The following is a 17,345-nucleotide window of genomic DNA, read 5'->3' on the forward strand; positions in this document are numbered from 1 at the left end:
GCTTACAGTTGATTTTTTTGCCCGATCAACCGTAAGGAGATTTTCCCTGATGGAGGAATTACTATCCGATCAGAACCTGTCGCTACTCACTGACCAGTCATTCTGGATCAATACCGCTATCGTCGTCGGCGGCACGCTGGCAATTTACTGGCTGCTGCGATCGCTGATTAGCTTCTTCAGCACTCGCCTGGGGCGTTTTACCGAGGGGCACCACTCGCGCTTTTACAATATTGCCGTGGAGATGCTGCGCACCACCAGCCGTCTGCTGCTGTTTATCTTCTCTCTGCTGATCGCCATTAAATTTATCGACCTGCCCGCTAACTGGCGCGGCGCCGTCGATCACGGCTGGTTTGTCGCGCTGATCTTGCAGTTCGCGCTCTGGCTCGACTGCGGGGTGCGTCTCTGGCTGCGCAATATGCTGCGCGATCCGACGCATGTGCGCAACCCGGTCACTATGGTGATCCTCGGCATTATGCTGCGGGTATTTATCTGGGCGATTATCCTGCTGGCGATCCTTTCCAATATGGGCGTCAACATTACCGCGCTGGTGGCCAGCCTCGGCGTCGGCGGTATCGCCGTGGCGCTGGCGATTCAGACGGTGCTGAGCGATGTGTTTGCCTCGCTGGCGATCGGCATCGACAAGCCGTTTGAGATTGGCGACTTTATCGTTTTCGGCGACGTTGCCGGCTCTATCGAGCATATCGGCCTGAAAACCACGCGCATTCGCAGCCTGAGCGGCGAGCAGATTGTCTGCTCCAACGCCATCCTGTTACAGCAAACCATTCATAACTACAAGCGGATGCAGGAGCGCCGCATTCAGTTCCGCTTCGGCATCAGCTACAACACGCCGGCGGAAAAGGCACGTCAGATTGGCGGCATCGTTAAAGAGATTATTCAGGGCGTCGAACAAACGCGCTTCGACCGCGCGCACTTTTTCTCTTTCGACGTTTCTCAGCTGACCTATGAAGTGATCTACTACGTGACCGACGCCGACTACAACAAATATATGGATATCCAGCAGGAGATTAACCTGCAGCTGATGGAACGCCTGGAGGCGCTGGAAGTACATTTTGCCTTCCCGATCCGACATATCCAGTTCACCGGCGGCACGCTGCCGGAAGTCAACGTGGCGGACTCCGCCTCCAACGAGGAGAACGAAGCGCCGCCGCGGGGACGTCAGATGGTGCGGTAGACGGTGTTAACTTTCCACAGATAGCGCGGCGCCTGGGCAGCCGGATGTCTGGTTTGCACATGGCGCCGGAATTCATCGGGCGTCATCTCATTTATCATGGCGATGGCGCGATCGCGGTCGCGGGAAAAGGTGCGCAGCAGCGCCCCGGCGCCGTTGGCATAGGCGACAATGGTGGCGTAACGCAGCGTTTCAGGATCGCGAATGCCGGAGAGCGCCCGCTGCTGTAGCAGGCGAATATAGGCGGTACCGATATCGATATTTCTTGCCGGATCGCGCAGCTCAGCGGCGGTTGGCTGCCCGCGTCGCCCCTGCGCCCGGTAAACTTCCCGCCCGGCGGTGGAAGCTTTAATCTGCATCAGCCCCACCGCATTGGAGCGGCTGACCACCGAGGGATTACCGCCCGATTCAACGCTGATAATGGCGTTGATCAGGCGCTGATCCACGCCATAATGGCTGGCGGCATTTTCGGTAAACATTGACCACGCCTGCGCAACGCGGCCAGGCGGCGCCTCGGTTAGCGGCGTCTGGCGCTGATGGGAAATAGTGTGCCTGGCGTTTTCGCCAGCGCAGCCCGCCAGCAACAGTGCAGAAAGCACCAGCATCCTGATTTTCACGCGATAGGGTTCCTCAAAGCCTGATAACTGCGTTTCATCTTACTGAGCGATACGCTTTACCCTATTGCCGCTTTTCCGAATTCATAAATAAAGTGTGACAAATGATGACTTTATCGCACGGTTTCGTCATTATCACGCCTGCTGGAGACGACGCGAGTAGAAAATCTCCAGCGCTTTAAGGAGAACCGAGTAATGAACCCGCAGCCCCCCCGCACCATCCACCTGATAGCCCCGTCAGGCTACTGTCATAACCAGCCTGCCGCCGCGCTGGGCATCCAGCGCCTGCAGCAGGCCGGCCATCAGGTAAATAACCAGCACGCCGTCAGCCGCCGTTTCCAGCGCTTCGCCGGCAGCGACGCCGAGCGTTTGCAGGATATTAACGCGCTTGCCAGGCTCAGCCCGCTGCCGGATATTATTCTGGCGGTGCGCGGCGGTTACGGCGTCACGCGGCTGCTGGAGCAGGTTGATTACAACGGCCTTCGCCAGGCGCTGTCCGCACAGCCGGTCGCCCTGTGCGGCCACAGCGACCTGACCGCGTTACAGCTGGCGCTGCTGGCGAAGAGCGAGCTGATCACCTTCAGCGGGCCGATGCTGAGCGGAAATTTCGGCGCGCCTGAGCTTTCCGACTTTACCTGGCGTCATTTCTGGCAGGCAATAACCTCCCCGGTCTTTAAACTTGCATGGCAAACCGGTACGCCCGCGCTGCCGCTGCTGGAAGGCACCCTGTGGGGCGGTAATCTGGCGATGATCATGACGCTGGCAGGAACCCCGTGGCTGCCGCAGATAGCCGACGGCATCCTGGTTATCGAGGATATTAATGAACATCCCTTCCGCGTGGAGCGGATGCTGTTGCAACTGCACCAGTGCGGCGTGCTGGCGCGGCAGCGGGCGATTATCGTCGGCAGCTTTAGCGGTTTTAACGCGACGGACTATGATAACGGCTTCAGCTTCGCTACCGTCTGGCAGCATATCCGCGAGGTGACCGGGCTGCCGATCGTTGACGGCCTGGATTTCGGGCATGAACAGAAAACGGTTACCCTGCCGCTTGGCGCGCGCGGCGCGTTAAGCGTGGCGCACGGCCAGGCCAGCCTGCGCATCAGCGGTCATCCGGTTTTACGCCAGGGCGAAGCGCCGTCGACGATTTGACTGCGCCCGCGCTCAGCGCGCTGGTTAACAGGGGATGATATGACTGAACTTGAACGTTTATTCCAGCGGCTGGCCGCCTCCCCTTTTCGCCGCCGTTTTCGGCCTGGCGAGAAAGAACGCCGCTACTGTAACGAGAAGGGGCCGGAAACCATCGACCGCCACGCGGCGGATTTTATCGCCCAGCGTCTGGCCGATGCCGAGCCGCGCAACGATGGCAAACAAACGCCGATGCGCGGACACCCGGTTTTTATTGCGCAGCACGCTACCGCAACCTGCTGTCGGGGATGCCTGGAAAAATGGCACCATATCGCCGCGCATCAACCGTTAAGCGCCGAACAGCAGCGCTATATCGTAGCGGTAATCCATGCCTGGCTGGTTAAAGAAATGAATCGCTAAGCGCGGCGGAGCGCCTGTCAGCGCGGCTGTTTAGCGCCAGACAAAATTCGTGCCGGGTTATTCCTGCTGCGCAGCAACTTCCGCCGCCACCAGCATCAGCGCCAGCCCGGCATCTTCACCGGCATACTCGTCCATTACGCTTCTGATACGGTCAATACAGGCCTGTACCTGCGTTTTTTGCGGCTGCGGCAGATTATCAATAGCGTGACGAATTAGCATCAGGCTCGCTTCTTCTTCTTTCATTAAATTTTTTCCTTTAGTGACAGCGCGCACATTTTGCCAAAGTTATCTCGTCAAACCAAGTTAAGTCACTTTTTTTCACTGGCGCGGAAAAGCGCGCAGCGCGGCGCCCCGCCATTTTTTTGCCGTAGTGCTATGCTGATCAAAGCGTACCGCGCTGCGGCGCGTTGCTGGCTGTCCGCTCTGCGGCAGGAAAAGTAATAAAGATAAAAAGGCGATGAATATGCTGCGTGTTATGGTGCTCACTCTCCCCCTACTGCTTGCCGCCTGCTCATCCGGTCCGCCGGGCATCGAGTGCCCGGGGAAAGTCGCCTCCCTGTATGGTGGAGAAATCGCTACCACTCACGGCACCATTTTTGATCTGGTTAATTCATTTAGCGTGGCTAACGAAAAAGTGAAGGTAGAAAGCGGTCCGCTGTATTCCAGCGATCGTAGCCGTTATATTCCGGCAGCGGTGACGAAAGAGGGCTATCTGGCGCAGCGTATCTCCGCCCGGCAGTTCCGGCTCATCGATCCGCAGCAGGATAAAATGATTACCTATACCTGTGGGGAATCGTCCGCCAGGTAAGCCGCCTGAGCTGCCGCCGCCTCGAACGCCGCGGCGCTTTGACGACAGATTTGCGCACAGTAGGAGCAGGAAAGCAGCGAATACTTTTCGCATTCTACCGCGCAGGCGCGGCAGGCGGCGGCGCAGATCGGATAGAGCGCTACGGCGGCTTTGCTGTCCTCGCTCACGCACTGGGCCGTCAGACGACAGAGCGCCGCGCACTGCGCCGCCAGGCGCAGACAGTCATACATGCTCTCCTGCTCGGACGACAGCTGCGCGGCGCTAATGCAGCGCTCACAGGCAATGGCGCACCGGTAGCAATGGTTAATACTGCTTTCAATGTGATCAATCATTTGATTTTCCTTATGTTTATCTATAACGCATACAAAAAAACAGCAATGGTCATAGGATAAACATCCGAAGAACGCGACCGCGTTCTCCCGACATTACCTTGTCTTTTGGGCACAATTCTTTCTGTAGCACATTTTCATTAGGTATTTGCCATCAGATATCGCAGGATAAACAGTCTTTCGGTTACAGGACGCTTATATGGATCAGGATAAACGCAACGATCGCTTCGTAATTTTTCCCTACCCGCGTGAGAATTATGATGACGGCAGCGTCAACTATGGCGGCATCGATCTGCTGCGTGAAACCGAGCGCATCGATGAAATTGAGGAAGCAAAACGTTCGCCTAATCTGCGACGGCTGCTGGAAGAGGTGAATTTACAGGATGGGCTGTTTATGACGCTTGGCTGCGACTACCGCCAGCTGGAAGGCGGCATCAGCGGCTATGTTGATTTCGCCTTCCGTCCCGGCCTGCCGGTATCGCTTACCGAGGATGCGAGCGTGCTGGATGACTACTTTTGGGCATACCTGGCGAAACAGGAGATCGTTCATCATATCAGCGATGGCGCCATGGTAAACTATGCCCGTTCGGCGCTGGAGTGGAGCTGGTCGCCGCTGGAAATCGCCGGCACGAGCAGCAAAAAGGTTACGCTGGCTTTTTGCTGCCAGCGCGTGGAGGATGGCGAATGGTGCCTCGACCACCTGCGGCATTTCCTGGTAACGGAATTTCCCGATTTACCCGCGCGGCAACGCTGAGCGGAGCGTTCAGATTTTAATCAGCCTGATGGCATGCTCCAGCACCTTCTGCTCGTCACGATCGCTGTCCTGACGGCGCAGGCGCGTTTGCCACAGCAGGCTGGCAAGCGTGCTGCGCTCGGTATCAAATCCGCTTTCCGCCAGCACGATTACCGCATCGCCAATCACCCGACAAACCTCATCATAATATTCTTCGCTCAGTGCGTCTCTTTTCATCATCGTCTCCTCCCCTTTAAACCTGGCACAGCTGCGGCAGAATGAGAAATCAGGCGGCAAGGAAAATTAACCCTGCCGGGATGCATTGGTCAGGCTGGATCGCTGGTTAATCTGCGGTCTGCAAGCGGCAACATCGTACATAAAGCTGGATTCCCTCGCGCTGGCTTCTCCTTATTTGCGCTTCTGTGCTATAGCTTTTACATCGCTATCCTGTGACAGGTAAGGAAAAAGGAGAATAAATTGAAGGCTTTTTACTTTATCGCACTGATTGCCGCCGCGCTTTATCTGTTTATTAATTTGCCAAAAGAGAAAAACAAGCGCGACCCGGCCGCCTGGTGGGGCTGCTGGGCGTATCTGGCGGCCTCCGTTATCTACTGGAGCTTTTTCAGCCTGCGCCACCATTTTCACCTGTTCTGAATTTGCTCCGCGCGGCGGTGCAATAGCGGGTGCCTCACCCTTCCCAGACTGCATAAATACCGTGGTTCACTACCGGAGGTCCTGTGAGTAAGAAAGCTCAAGCGACTGGCGCCCATAAGGCGCATGAGATCATGCTGCGCCGCTGGATTACCGTTGGTCAGCCTGCCGACCGGCTCTATAAGCTATGGTGCGATCCCGCCACGCTGCCGCAAATCATGCATCATTTTGCGGAAGTTAGCGTTATCAATGATACCGATGCCGAATGGCGCCTACCGGGGCCGCTGAAGAAAAGCTATCGCTGGCGCAGCCGCATCGTCGATCGCCAGCCCGGCGTGGTTATCGCCTGGGAATCGCTGGAAGGCGCCGACGTGCCTAACGAAGGCATGCTGCAGTTTCGCCCGGCGCCGGGCGAATGGGGTACGGAACTGACGCTGACGCTGCGCTTTAACCCGCCGGGCGGCGCGCTGGGACAGAAGGTCACCGCCTTTCTCGATCTTTTTCCACAGGAGCAGCTCAGCAAAGCGCTACACCGTTTTAAAAGCCTGGCCGAAACCGGCGAAATCCCCCTTCTCGATGGGCAGCCCGCCGGACGTCACAAAAACCGACAAGATGAGGAGGCGTGATGCGCGCTCTTTGCTGGAATGGCGTAAACGATCTGCGGGTAGAAACCGTAGCGGATCCGGCGCTGCTGAATCCGCACGATGCGATTATTAAAGTGAGCTTAACCACCACCTGCGGTTCAGATCTGCACGTTATCGACGGGCTGATTCCCACTATGCGCGAAGGCGATATACTCGGCCACGAGTTTATGGGAGAAGTGGTGGAAACCGGCAGCGCGGTAAAAAATATCAGGCGTGGCGATCGGGTAGTCGTCCCCTCCTTTATCTCCTGCGGGTCCTGCTGGTACTGCCAGCACGAGCTGCCCTCCTGCTGCGATAACACCAACCCGCACTGGGAACTGGGCGAACCGGTATTAGGCCATGCGACGGCGGGAATCTACGCCTACAGCCACGCTTTCGGCGGCTACGCCGGTTCCCACGCTGAGTATGTGCGCGTTCCTTTCGCCGATAATGACTGTTTCGTGGTGCCGGATAACGTCAGCGATCGGCAGGCGCTGTTCCTCTCCGATGCGGCGCCTACCGGTTATATGGGCGCGGACTTCTGTAATATCCATCCCGGCGACACCGTCGCGGTCTGGGGCTGCGGCGGCGTCGGCCTGATGGCGATGCAGAGCGCCTGGCTGATGGGCGCGCATCAGGTGATCGCTATCGATCGCTATCCGGAGCGGCTGGCGATGGCGCGCGACTATGCGGGCGCGATTGCGCTGGATTACAGCAAGGCGGACATCCATGAGGCGCTGCTGGAGCTGACCGGCGGACGCGGCCCCGACAGCTGTATTGACGCGGTTGGCATGGAGGCGCGCGGCGAGGGATTAAGCCAGGTTTACGATCGCACCAAACAGCTGCTGCATCTGGAAACGGATATCGGCGCGGCGCTGCGTCAGGCGCTCTACTCCTGTCGCAAAGGCGGCAATATTTCGATTCTGGGCGTTTACGGCGTGATGGATAAATTCCCGCTGGGGCTGATGATTAACAAAAGTCTGACCATACGCACCGCCCAGCAGCATGGACAGCGCTACATGCATCGCCTGCTCGATCATGTCGCTAAAGGCGAACTGAACCCCGCCTTTCTGGCTACGCATCACTTCACGCTGGAAGAGGCGCCCAAAGGCTACGAGATGTTTAAGCGTAAAGAAGATGGCTGCGTACGGGCGGTATTTGCCCCCTGACCAGCGGGCAATGACAAAAAAATGGGGACGCCGTCGTCCCCGTTAGCTACTGCGCGCCGCCGGCGCAGCGGGCTTACTGTATTACGCTTACAGACTAACCATCAGCTTATCCATCACTACTCTGCCATGACTATCCCGCTGCGTAATGCGATAGTTCGCCGGCCACGAGCGGCGGCTGCAAAATTTATCAAACAGCGTAACCTGCCCCTTTAGCGTACCGTCCGGCCCCTTGATCGCCCATGTAGTAATTTCTTCCTGGCCACGATTTTTCAGCTGGATCTCTTCCACCGGCTCCAGCGTGTCATTTTCATGAATATGCAAATGATCTATTAACATTTTAACAACCCTCCGTTTACGCACTTAACTATACGCTTTTTATTTATGCTAACAATCGAATCTCTTTATCGAATTAACCCTGCTACAAGCGTGGTTAAGGGGCGACGGCAGCAGAAGTAGGTAAGACAAGGGGGCAAAATGGTGCGACGGCAGCGAGGCGAGTACAGCGACGGCAGCAGGATTCCTGAAGCGACGACCGCGGGGCAAGTAAGGCTGCGACAGCAGGGTTTCTGGAGCGATCGCAGCAGGGCAGATAAGGCTGCGGCTGCGGAAAAATGTGGGTTTGCAATGCAAAGACGCTGGTAGAGCGTTGCACAAAGCGTCAGGGATAGAAAAAGCCCGCCGGACGGCGGGCCTGAAACATTTATTTCGGAATACGCAGCGTCTGTCCCGGATAGATCTTATCGGGGCTGCTTAACATCGGCTTATTCGCTTCAAAGATTTTATTGTAATCGTTGGCATTGCCATACATCTCTTTGGCAATGGCGCTCAGCGTATCGCCCTTCTTCACGGTGTAAAAACGGCTCTCTTCAGTAGGCTGCGCCACGGCAACCTTATCGTCGACGTCGCTGATACCGGCCACGTTGCCTACCGCTACCAGAATCTTCTCTTTGGCTTCCTGGCTGAGGCCCTCGCCGGTCACCGTCGCCTTGCCGTCTTTAACTTCAACCTGCACTTTATCCGCATCCGGAACGCCGGTTTTCTGTAAATGCTCCTTGATTTTAGCGTCCTGCTGTTCCGTGTTATGCGTTACCGCATCCCACAGTTTCTCTCCTGCATCTTTCACAAAGCTAAACAGACCCATGTATCATCCTCCATTTATTGACGATAAAAAAACCTAATGTCCTTATAAGCGTAGCAGAGAGGATATTATTCAGCCTCAGCCATAAAGTCGAGCCATTGTTGCTTTAAACAATAAAATCGAGGCGTGCATTAGGATGCGCAGCGATATCAATCGTCATATCGGGATGGATATCACCCGTCAGGTTCAGGCTGAGATGGGTCAGGTGCGTCTTCACATCCCAGATCATCTGCATCTCGCCCAGCCTGCCGGTAAAGTTAGTAACGAAATGTAGCGGATGCGCGCTGCTGTCCAGCGCGGAGAGATCGATTTTGTCACGCCCGCTGGTGAAATCGCCGAGCAGATCCCGCAGCGCCGGAAGCGAATCGCTGGCGCGCGTAAAGACGAACACATCGTTGCCGGCGCCGCCGTAGAGCTTATCCGCGCCGCCGCCGCCGTACAGACGATCGTTGCCCGCCCCGCCCTCCAGCCGATCGCTGCCGCTGTCGCCGAACAGCTGATCGTTGCCGTTACCACCGTACAGCACGTTATTGCCACCGCCGCCGTAGAGCCGATCGTCGCCATTTTCGCCGTACAGCGTGTCGTTGCCGTTGCCGCCGTACAGTATATCGTTATGCTCGCCGCCGTAGAGCCGATCGTTGCCGTTTTCGCCATACAGCGTGTCGTTACCGTTGCCGCCGTACAGCGTATCGTCATTTTCGCCGCCGTAGAGCCGATCGTTGCCGTTCTCGCCGTACAGTAAATCATTGCCGCTGCCGCCATACAGCGTATCGTCATTTTCGCCGCCGTAAAGCCGATCGATGCCGTTTTCGCCATACAGGGTGTCATAACCGCTGCCGCCGTACAGCAGGTCGTTACCATTGCCGCCGTAAAGCTGGTCATTGCCGGCATCGCCATACAGCGTATCGTTGCCCTTGTAACCGTAAAGGCGATCGCCGCCGCCGTTGCCACGCAGCAGGTTAGCCGCGCTGTTGCCGAATAGCGTATCGTTGCCGCTGCCGGCAATAGCGTTTTCAATCACCACGCCGAGCGCAATGGAGACGTTGCCCGTCAACCCGCCGACGTTAGAAAAGGTGCCGGCGTTAAGGTTGATCAGCTGATTCTGCGCGTAGCCGGAAAAGTTGAAGGTATCGTTGCCGCCGGCATCCCAGACGGAGAAGATCAGCGCGTCGCTGCTTTTTGTGGCGCTGTAATAGTCGCGCCCGCTATTGGAGGCAAAACCGTAAACGGTATTGCCGGTGCGCGTGCTGATATTCGCGCCGTAAAGACGCTGAATAGCAGCGATATCATCCAGCAGCGGCGCCACGGCATAGTGGCCGCGAAAATTAGCGCCGGTATTGGTTTCGCTCCAGTAGCTCATCAGCGTGTACTGGCGTGAATCTTCAACGTAGCTGGCGCTGGCGCTGTAAGAGATGATGCCGTTGCCGCTGTTATAGCTGCCCGGATGGCTCAGCCCCAGCGCATGACCCAGTTCATGCGTTAACGTCTGACGCCCATATTCATATTTATCGGGCGCGCGAATATTGTTGATGTTGTAGTCAAACCACATGGTTCCGCCCGCCCTGTTGGCGCTGGGAAGCCAGGCGTAAGCCTGATCGTTAGCCTGCTGTCCGTTGGCGAACTGCGTGTAGTTGGCAAAGGTCAGCCGGGCGCCGGAGGACGCCTGGGTAAAATGCACGTTTGCCACATCCGCCCAAGCCTGTAGCGATTGCAGCGCCGCCGTCTGCTGCGCGCTGTTAAAGCCGACAATGCCCTTGTCGCCGCGCGGCGAGGCCGCCACGTTATCGATAAAAGCGAAGCTGAGCGACACGGGCTTATTGTAAACCTGGTAACCGTTCCAGCTCTGCCCGCTGCGGGTCAGCTGTACGGCGGCCTGGCTGACGCTGTAGTGAGTGGTGGGAACGCTATTATAATATCCGCTACTGGTGCTGGAACGGCTTGCCGCCTGAACATCAGGATCAAACCAGGATTGGTGCATAGTTTTTGTAGCCAAGGGATTCTCCGACAGAAACACTCCCGGAAAGCCGGCATTCCCTCCTCATCCTGACGGGAAACGGCGTTCGTTCGCCCTTACTGCGGGTTTCGGGATAAAGACGGGCCTGGCGCCGTCGCCTCAACTATCGGCAGAACCTGAATCAACTTCAGTGAATTGCGGTTACCTTTGCGCGCTAAAGCAAATCTGATACCGCGTTAAGTAAGAAAAATTTAAGCAGGCGACGGGTAATGCGCCGTGACGCTTGCTGATGATAAATCTCCCTGTATATAGTAAACGCCCGGCGCAGCCGATACCTCTGCCTGACCTCCGCCGAGGGAAACGCCCTGCCGCGCAAATTTCCCTTAAATTATTTGCTAAACAAAAACCATTAACTTTGCTTTCCGTTTCGCTGCTCTGCGGCCACACTTAAAATTCTTTTAGCGATTGCAGGATGATTATGATGTCGAGCAGGAAAAAAATAGCCGTGCCGCTGGCGTTGAGCCTGGGCCTGTGGGCGCAGTTCGGTCACGCCGCTGCGCAAACTTATCAGCTGAATCCGGAGCACACCTCCGTAGTGATGAGCTGGTCGCATTTTGGTTTTTCCCACCCCACCGCGGATATCTCTCAGGTTTCCGGCACGCTGGTATTTGACAGCGCCAGCCCGGAAAAGGCTAAGGTTGAGGTGAAACTGCCGCTTGATACGCTGGATACCCACGTCGATGCCCTGACCAAAGAGTTTAAGGCGGGCGAATATTTTAATACCGGCACTTATCCTGAGGCGACCTTCCGCAGCACCCGCGTAATCGCCAAAGGCGGCCATCGTTACGACGTGCAGGGCGAACTGACGCTGAAAGGCGTCACCCGTCCGGTGACGCTCCATGCCACGCTCAACAAACAGGGCGAGCATCCGATGCTTAAAAAACAGGCGATCGGCTTTGACGCGACGGCGATAGTGAAGCGTTCTGAATTCGGCCTGGCGCAATATATTCCGGCCGTCAGCGATGACATTACCCTGACGATTTCTACCGAAGCCTACGCGGATAAATAAACTTCATGTAAGCTCTCCAGCTATTTCTGTGGTTGCTTCAGCCTCGCCTGCGAGGCTATTTTTTTGCGCCGCCGCCATGCGGAATAAAGACCCGGAAGCAGCGGCAATGCGCAGCGCCGTTTTCTGCCGTGCTATTTTATCCGTCGCGGCCATTCTCTCCCTGCGCGCCGCTAAACGGCACCGATTGTTAAATTACGCGCGGCAAACGGGCGAAGACTATTCTGTGACAGGTAGTACACTAAAAGGATTGGACTTAAGCGGATGCTGGCTGATGCCGGACCGGTGGAACAGGTGCATCCAGGGAGCAATAATGAAATCGACGACTTTTATCCTGCGTCTTTCACATCCTGTTAGCGTAGATATGCTGGCGGATCTGCGTGCCGTCATCCCTGCAGACGCCACGCATATTTTTATCAATGCGCTAGATGAAGAGAGCCATACTACCGTAGAGTGCGCGCAAAACGATGATAACTGCTCTCTCGCCGCTTCGGCGATCGCCCTGTGGCGGCAGCTGGGACATATTCATCATCTTAACTGGCGCCACGGTTGGGAAAGCCTCGACGTCAACGAAGCCAGTCAGCAGGAGCTTTTTAAAATGTTAAAAACTCCCGGAGCGATTATGCATATCAGCTGAAGCGGACTTTATGGCGTGTTAACAGGCGAAACGGTTAAATTTATTTATATTTAATTACCTGTAAACTTGACCTTCATCAAGCATTGTTGCCCGGAAAAGGATAAAAAGGCTGCTTAAGCCAGGTTCACTTGATGTTTTCCACAACAGGCTGAAGGAGGTAATAATGGGGCGTTTGCATGTTACCGCGCTGGTATTTGCCCGCTACGCGGGTATTAAGGAGAGCGATTTTATTCGCGCCATCTGCAACCGCGGCGCCATTGAAGGCATAGCGCTGCCGGAGGCGCTGGATCACTCCCCGCTCTCTTCACGCGTGTGGCTGCGCGAAGATGTGGTGTTGTTTACCCACCGGCTGCAGCGCGTCAGAGGGAAGAAATCCGTCCGGCATTGACGCCGGAAAATGGCGCAGCGTGCGGCATATTGCCCGCACGCTGTCGCTGACGGGTTAGCCCGGATAGATACCGCGATCTTTACGCGCCATCAGGATACGTTCACAGGCGACGATATAGGCAGCGGTACGCAGCGTACACTCTTTTTCTGCCGCTTTATCCCACACGTGCACCATCGCATCCGTCATGATTTTATCCATACGCGCATTGATCTCTTCCTCACTCCAGAAGAAGCTCGCCATATCCTGCACCCATTCAAAGTAGCTGACCGTGACCCCGCCGGCGTTACAAATCACGTCCGGTACTACGGTAATGCCGCGCGACTTAAGGATATCGTCGGCGTCAGGATAGGTGGGGCCGTTAGCGCCTTCCAGCACCAGCTTACAGCGCAGCTTTTCGGCGCGCTGGCGGGTGATTTGACCTTCCAGCGCCGCCGGAATGAAAATGTCCATATCCACCGTCCAGAACGCTTCGCTGTCGATCTTCTGCGCGCCAGGGAAACCGGCGATCTGCTTGTGGCTGTTCTGCCAGTCGCTGAGCGCCGCCAGGTCGATGCCGTCAGCGTTAAACAGCGTGGCGGTATGATCCTGAATAGCAATTACGCGCGCGCCCGCTTCGGCAAACAGACGCGCCGCTTCGCTGCCGACGTTGCCAAAGCCCTGTACGGCAATTTTCGCGCCTTCAATCTCAACGCCGGCGCGGCCGGCAACTTCACGTCCGGTGACAAATACGCCGCGGCCGGTCGCCTTTTCGCGTCCCAGCGAGCCGCCAAGATGAATCGGCTTACCGGTTACGACGCCGGTGATGGTGGTGCCGTGGTTCATGGAGTAGGTGTCCATCATCCACGCCATCACTTTGCCGTTAGTGCCGACGTCCGGCGCCGGGATATCGCGCTGCGGGCCGATAATCAGGCCGATTTCGCTGGTATAGCGGCGCGTCAGACGCTCCAGCTCGCCCTCTGACAGCGAGAACGGATCGACGCGGATGCCGCCCTTCGCTCCGCCGTACGGCAGGTTAACCGCGGCGCATTTAATGGTCATCCATGCGGAGAGGGCCATTACCTCATTCAGGTCGACGTCAGGATGGTAGCGAATACCCCCCTTACCCGGACCTCGTGAAAGATTGTGCTGGACGCGGAAGCCTTCAAAATGGCGGATAGTGCCATCGTCCATCTGCAGGGGGATATCAACAATCAGCGCGCGTTTCGGATGGCGCAGCGTATCGATCCAGCGAGATAACTCCCCCAGATAAGGGGCCACGCGATCGATTTGCTGCAGGTAGGTGTTCCAGGCCGATGTACCGCTTTCTGACGCGTAAGATAGCTTTTCCATAACAAACCTTTTTGAACAAAGTTATTTATATTGTTTAACCGTGGAAATGACCCGCATATCACTATGCGCTGATGAATTTATCACTAATTATCGTCGACAGATTTTTCAGGGCGGCGGAAAATTTTGTTTTGCCGTAAAGCAATCGTAACAGAGGTGAATAATTAATTACTTTTATACCTCCCTGCTATACACAGCCGCTTTTTATGCGAATTTTATTCACTTTTTATGCATAAAAAGAATTTTTTCTGACTTTTCAAATCCTTGAATGTGATCATAAAGTTAATTTTTGGTTATTGCGTGCAGTTGACAATGTAAATGGCGGCAGCCAGCATTGATGCTACCGGCGCCGCTGTCGCCGTTAACCGCATACCTTCGGGGAGGAGTCTCGTTATTTCAATAGCCTGCATCTGCTGACATCTGTATTTGCTGTTTATCGCCTGTCATCAGGCCCGTTCCCCCGTTTCCGCCAGCGCTGCCGCTGTTCTCTGAGTCAGATCGGAGAGGGGAGCTTTTGTCTGATGAAAACCGCTAATCGCTTCATGGCCAGACGTCAAATAAGGAGATGCCATGACTTTACAAACGCCCCCGCGCCCGTCCACTTCCGGCGTGCAGCATGAGGCGCCGCAGCATCTGGCTCGCGGCCTGAGCGGACGCCATATCCAGCTGATTTCGCTGGGCGGCGCCATCGGCACCGGTCTGTTTATGGGCGCCGGCAAAACTATCGCCGTCTCCGGCACCTCTATTCTGATCACCTATGCGGTGGTGGGATTTTTTATGTATATGGTGATGCGGGCGATGGGCGAGGTACTGCTGACCCGTATGGAGTACCGCTCGTTCGCCGATTTCGTTTCCGACTATCTTGGGCCGCAGGCCAGCTTCTTTCTCGGCTGGTCATACTGGCTAAGCTGGGTAGTAACCTGCATCGCCGACGTGGTGGTGTGCGGCGCCTACGTGCAGTTCTGGCTGCCGGAACTTTCCGCGTGGATCCCGGCGCTGTTTGCCCTTGGGCTGCTGTTTGTCTTTAACATGCTGTCGGTGAAGATGTTCGGCGAGGCGGAGTTCTGGTTCGCAATTATCAAGGTTATCGCCATTGTCGCGCTGATTGCGGCCGGGCTGTGGATGATCGCTACCGGCTGGGTTTCGCCAGACGGCGTGCGCGCTTCGATGGGCAATATTACCGATCCGGCGGTCTTTATGCCCCATGGCGTAATGGGCTTTTTCGCCGGTTTTCAGATCGCGATTTTCGCCTACACCGGCGTTGAGCTGCTGGGCACCATGTCCGCCGAAACCCGTTCCCCGCAAACCATTCTGCCACGCGCCATCCGCGCCATCCCGCTGCGCATTATTATCTTTTATGTGCTGTCGATGATGGTGATTATCGGCGTAACCTCATGGCAGCACGTCTCGCCGGAAACCAGCCCTTTCGTCACGCTGTTCGCCAAAGCCGGCCTGCCCGCCGCCGCCGCGCTGATTAACTTTGTCGCGCTGACCTCCACCCTCTCCTCAGCCAACAGCGGCGTCTACTGCAGTACCCGCATGCTGTATGGCCTGTCGCTGGAAAAACATGCGCACCGTCAGTTCCGCATTCTGTCGCGCGCCACGGCGATTCCGCTGCGCAGCCTGCTCTTCTCCTGCGGCTGTATGCTGATCGGCACTCTGCTGCTGTTTCTGGTGCCCAACGTGATGCGGCTGTTTACCATCGTTTCCACGCTGTCGGCGATTCTGGTGATCTATAGCTGGGGGATGATTCTGATCGCCTATCTGGTTTATCGCAGGCGGCGTCCGGATCTGCATCAGCGTTCAACCTTTAAAATGCCCGCCGGTATTGTAATGAGCTGGCTGAGCCTGATCTTCTTTCTGTTTTCGCTGGTGATTATGGTGTTCGATCGCGATACGCTGATGGCGCTGTGCAGTATGCCGTTCTGGTTTTTGCTGCTGGCGCTTTTCTGGCGGCTTAAGCTACGCCGACAGCAGATGCGCCAGATGCAGCAGGCCTGGGCCGCGCGCACCAACGCTTAATGCTAAAAAGGGCGGCGATTTCATTCGCCGCCCCGCTTTATAAAGCTTGCTGTCTCAGAAATCCGCCTTCAGCACTACGCGATAGTTCGCCTTACCGGCACGCACATGCTCCAGCGCTTCATTGATTTTCGACATCGGAAAATATTCCACCTGCGGCGCGATATCGGCGCGTGAAGCCAGTTTCAGCAGCGAACGCAGCTGGCCCGGCGAACCGGTGGATGACCCGGTTACCGCACGGTCGCCCAGAATCAGGCTAAAGGCGGAGACGGCAAACGGCTTCATCACTGCCCCAACGGTGTGGAAATTACCGCGCGGCGCCAGGGCGGCAAAGTAAGGCTGCCAGTCGAGATCGACCGCGACGGTGCTCAGGATTAGATCGAACTGCCCCGCCAGCTGCTGCAGCGCCTGCGGGTCACGGCTGTTAACCACGTGGTCGGCGCCCATATCGAGAATGGACTGTTTCTTATCCGGCGAAGAGCTGAACGCAGTGACCTCAGCGCCCATCGCATGCAGGATTTTAATCGCGATATGACCCAGGCCGCCGATACCGATAACGCCAACGCGGCTGGTGGCGGTGATGTTATGCATCAGCAGCGGCTTAAATACCGTGATGCCGCCGCACAGCAGCGGGCCAGCGGTAGCGGCGTCCAGTTTTTCCGGCAGCGGGATCACCCACTGCCAGTTGGCGCGCAGCTTCTCAGCAAAGCCGCCTTTATTGGCGATGGTCGGCACGCTGCCGTTCAGGCAGTTCACCTGGTCGCCGTTGATGCAGGCGTCGCAGTGCTCACAGCTTTTCGCCGTCCAGCCAATACCCACGCGCTGACCGATGGTCAGCCCTTTGTTTTTCGCCGCTTCGCCCAGCGCGGAGACGCGCCCGATAACCTCATGACCAGCAATCAGCGGATATTGCGAAACGCCCCATTCATTATCGATCATCGAAAGATCGGAGTGGCAAACGCCGCAGTAATCCACTTCAACCTCCACATCTTCGGCGTTCAGCGGCGCGGCTTCATATTCATACAGGGTCAGTGCCTGACCGGCTTCCAGCGCTGCGTAGCTTTTGATTTTCACGTTTTACCTCAGATTGCGTTAGGGGGACCAGCAGAGAGTGTAGCAAACCGGTTAACCGACTGACTTTCCACATCATGCCACG

General features: G+C 56.4%; 21 protein-coding genes and 1 pseudogene. 12 read left to right on the plus strand and 10 right to left on the minus strand.

Annotated features, from left to right (window positions below; translation table 11 throughout):
* The first annotated feature begins 49 nt into the window (after positions 1-49).
* Complete coding sequence (locus FKM52_RS01100) at positions 50-1,192, plus strand: mechanosensitive ion channel family protein (protein WP_141174358.1); 1,143 nt, start codon at positions 50-52, stop codon at positions 1,190-1,192.
* On the opposite strand, the gene emtA is transcribed toward FKM52_RS01100, so the two are convergent.
* A complete protein-coding gene (gene emtA / locus FKM52_RS01105) occupies positions 1,177-1,794 on the minus strand; it encodes a membrane-bound lytic murein transglycosylase EmtA (protein ID WP_141174691.1) in 618 nt (205 codons plus the stop codon). The genes FKM52_RS01100 and emtA overlap by 16 nt on opposite strands.
* Before the next feature lie 204 nt (positions 1,795-1,998).
* Here emtA and ldcA point away from each other — a divergent pair, with 204 nt between their 5' ends.
* Complete coding sequence (gene ldcA / locus FKM52_RS01110; RefSeq protein ID WP_141174359.1) at positions 1,999-2,952, plus strand: muramoyltetrapeptide carboxypeptidase; 954 nt, start codon at positions 1,999-2,001, stop codon at positions 2,950-2,952.
* 39 nt (positions 2,953-2,991) lie between these two features.
* Positions 2,992-3,348 (plus strand): DUF4186 domain-containing protein, encoded by a 357-nt coding sequence (locus tag FKM52_RS01115; RefSeq protein WP_141174360.1) that lies wholly within the window; start codon positions 2,992-2,994, stop codon positions 3,346-3,348.
* A 57-nt stretch (positions 3,349-3,405) separates the two neighbouring features.
* Here the strand turns inward: FKM52_RS01115 and FKM52_RS01120 are convergent, their stop codons facing one another.
* The gene (locus tag FKM52_RS01120) at positions 3,406-3,591 is read right to left on the minus strand and encodes a hypothetical protein (RefSeq protein WP_141174361.1); all 186 of its coding nucleotides are present in this window, start codon (positions 3,589-3,591) and stop codon (positions 3,406-3,408) included.
* A 220-nt stretch (positions 3,592-3,811) separates the two neighbouring features.
* On the opposite strand from FKM52_RS01120, the gene FKM52_RS01125 reads away from it, so the two are divergent.
* Positions 3,812-4,156 carry a hypothetical protein gene (locus FKM52_RS01125; RefSeq protein WP_141174362.1) on the plus strand — a complete coding sequence of 115 codons (345 nt, stop codon included), beginning with the start codon at positions 3,812-3,814 and terminating at the stop codon, positions 4,154-4,156.
* Here FKM52_RS01125 and FKM52_RS01130 read toward each other — a convergent pair.
* On the minus strand, positions 4,126-4,488 hold the full coding sequence (locus FKM52_RS01130) for a four-helix bundle copper-binding protein (protein ID WP_141174363.1): 363 nt from the start codon (positions 4,486-4,488) through the stop codon (positions 4,126-4,128). The two genes, FKM52_RS01125 and FKM52_RS01130, sit on opposite strands and share 31 nt — an antisense overlap.
* 196 nt (positions 4,489-4,684) lie before the next feature.
* Here FKM52_RS01130 and FKM52_RS01135 point away from each other — a divergent pair, with 196 nt between their 5' ends.
* Positions 4,685-5,239, plus strand: coding sequence for a hypothetical protein (locus FKM52_RS01135; RefSeq protein ID WP_141174364.1), 555 nt, complete (start codon positions 4,685-4,687; stop codon positions 5,237-5,239).
* A gap of 9 nt (positions 5,240-5,248) precedes the next feature.
* On the opposite strand, the gene FKM52_RS01140 is transcribed toward FKM52_RS01135, so the two are convergent.
* The gene (locus FKM52_RS01140; RefSeq protein WP_141174365.1) at positions 5,249-5,455 is read right to left on the minus strand and encodes a DUF2767 family protein; all 207 of its coding nucleotides are present in this window, start codon (positions 5,453-5,455) and stop codon (positions 5,249-5,251) included.
* Positions 5,456-5,695: 240 nt separating this feature from the next.
* Here FKM52_RS01140 and FKM52_RS21605 point away from each other — a divergent pair, with 240 nt between their 5' ends.
* The 3 genes from FKM52_RS21605 to FKM52_RS01150 all read left to right on the plus strand — a co-directional run bounded on the left by FKM52_RS21605 (position 5,696) and on the right by FKM52_RS01150 (position 7,661).
* Positions 5,696-5,872: a hypothetical protein gene (locus tag FKM52_RS21605; RefSeq protein ID WP_167519771.1), complete on the plus strand. Its 177-nt coding sequence runs from the start codon at positions 5,696-5,698 to the stop codon at positions 5,870-5,872.
* 83 nt (positions 5,873-5,955) lie between these two features.
* Positions 5,956-6,495: an SRPBCC family protein gene (locus tag FKM52_RS01145; protein ID WP_244316946.1), complete on the plus strand. Its 540-nt coding sequence runs from the start codon at positions 5,956-5,958 to the stop codon at positions 6,493-6,495.
* Positions 6,495-7,661: a zinc-dependent alcohol dehydrogenase gene (locus FKM52_RS01150; protein WP_141174366.1), complete on the plus strand. Its 1,167-nt coding sequence runs from the start codon at positions 6,495-6,497 to the stop codon at positions 7,659-7,661. Before FKM52_RS01145 ends, FKM52_RS01150 begins: the two co-directional genes overlap by 1 nt.
* An 87-nt stretch (positions 7,662-7,748) precedes the next feature.
* On the opposite strand, the gene FKM52_RS01155 is transcribed toward FKM52_RS01150, so the two are convergent.
* The 3 genes and pseudogenes from FKM52_RS01155 to FKM52_RS01165 all read right to left on the minus strand — a co-directional run.
* Positions 7,749-7,997 (minus strand): hypothetical protein, encoded by a 249-nt coding sequence (locus FKM52_RS01155; protein ID WP_141174367.1) that lies wholly within the window; start codon positions 7,995-7,997, stop codon positions 7,749-7,751.
* Between the two features lie 364 nt (positions 7,998-8,361).
* The gene (lysM, locus tag FKM52_RS01160) at positions 8,362-8,802 is read right to left on the minus strand and encodes a peptidoglycan-binding protein LysM (protein WP_141174368.1); all 441 of its coding nucleotides are present in this window, start codon (positions 8,800-8,802) and stop codon (positions 8,362-8,364) included.
* A gap of 103 nt (positions 8,803-8,905) precedes the next feature.
* Positions 8,906-10,687 (minus strand): annotated as a pseudogene (locus tag FKM52_RS01165) (M10 family metallopeptidase C-terminal domain-containing protein); the annotation flags it as partial.
* A 547-nt stretch (positions 10,688-11,234) separates the two neighbouring features.
* Between FKM52_RS01165 and FKM52_RS01170 the strand changes: the two are divergent.
* The gene (locus tag FKM52_RS01170) at positions 11,235-11,822 is read left to right on the plus strand and encodes a YceI family protein (protein ID WP_141174369.1); all 588 of its coding nucleotides are present in this window, start codon (positions 11,235-11,237) and stop codon (positions 11,820-11,822) included.
* Positions 11,823-11,825: 3 nt separating this feature from the next.
* On the opposite strand, the gene FKM52_RS21610 is transcribed toward FKM52_RS01170, so the two are convergent.
* Positions 11,826-11,975: a hypothetical protein gene (locus FKM52_RS21610; RefSeq protein ID WP_181407871.1), complete on the minus strand. Its 150-nt coding sequence runs from the start codon at positions 11,973-11,975 to the stop codon at positions 11,826-11,828.
* Between the two features lie 157 nt (positions 11,976-12,132).
* Between FKM52_RS21610 and FKM52_RS01175 the strand changes: the two genes are divergently transcribed.
* Both FKM52_RS01175 and FKM52_RS01180 read left to right on the plus strand, forming a co-directional pair.
* Positions 12,133-12,456: a hypothetical protein gene (locus FKM52_RS01175; RefSeq protein WP_141174370.1), complete on the plus strand. Its 324-nt coding sequence runs from the start codon at positions 12,133-12,135 to the stop codon at positions 12,454-12,456.
* A 163-nt stretch (positions 12,457-12,619) separates the two neighbouring features.
* Positions 12,620-12,844 carry a hypothetical protein gene (locus FKM52_RS01180; protein WP_141174371.1) on the plus strand — a complete coding sequence of 75 codons (225 nt, stop codon included), beginning with the start codon at positions 12,620-12,622 and terminating at the stop codon, positions 12,842-12,844.
* 54 nt (positions 12,845-12,898) lie between these two features.
* On the opposite strand, the gene FKM52_RS01185 is transcribed toward FKM52_RS01180, so the two are convergent.
* A complete protein-coding gene (locus tag FKM52_RS01185; protein WP_141174372.1) occupies positions 12,899-14,173 on the minus strand; it encodes a Glu/Leu/Phe/Val family dehydrogenase in 1,275 nt (424 codons plus the stop codon).
* A 567-nt stretch (positions 14,174-14,740) separates the two neighbouring features.
* Here FKM52_RS01185 and FKM52_RS01190 point away from each other — a divergent pair.
* A complete protein-coding gene (locus FKM52_RS01190; protein WP_141174373.1) occupies positions 14,741-16,192 on the plus strand; it encodes an amino acid permease in 1,452 nt (483 codons plus the stop codon).
* 54 nt (positions 16,193-16,246) lie between these two features.
* Here the strand turns inward: FKM52_RS01190 and ahr are convergent, their stop codons facing one another.
* A complete protein-coding gene (gene ahr, locus FKM52_RS01195; protein ID WP_141174374.1) occupies positions 16,247-17,263 on the minus strand; it encodes an NADPH-dependent aldehyde reductase Ahr in 1,017 nt (338 codons plus the stop codon).
* Positions 17,264-17,345: the final 82 nt, after the last annotated feature.

This window comes from Mixta tenebrionis (assembly GCF_006517625.1).
GTDB lineage: Bacteria > Pseudomonadota > Gammaproteobacteria > Enterobacterales > Enterobacteriaceae > Mixta > Mixta tenebrionis.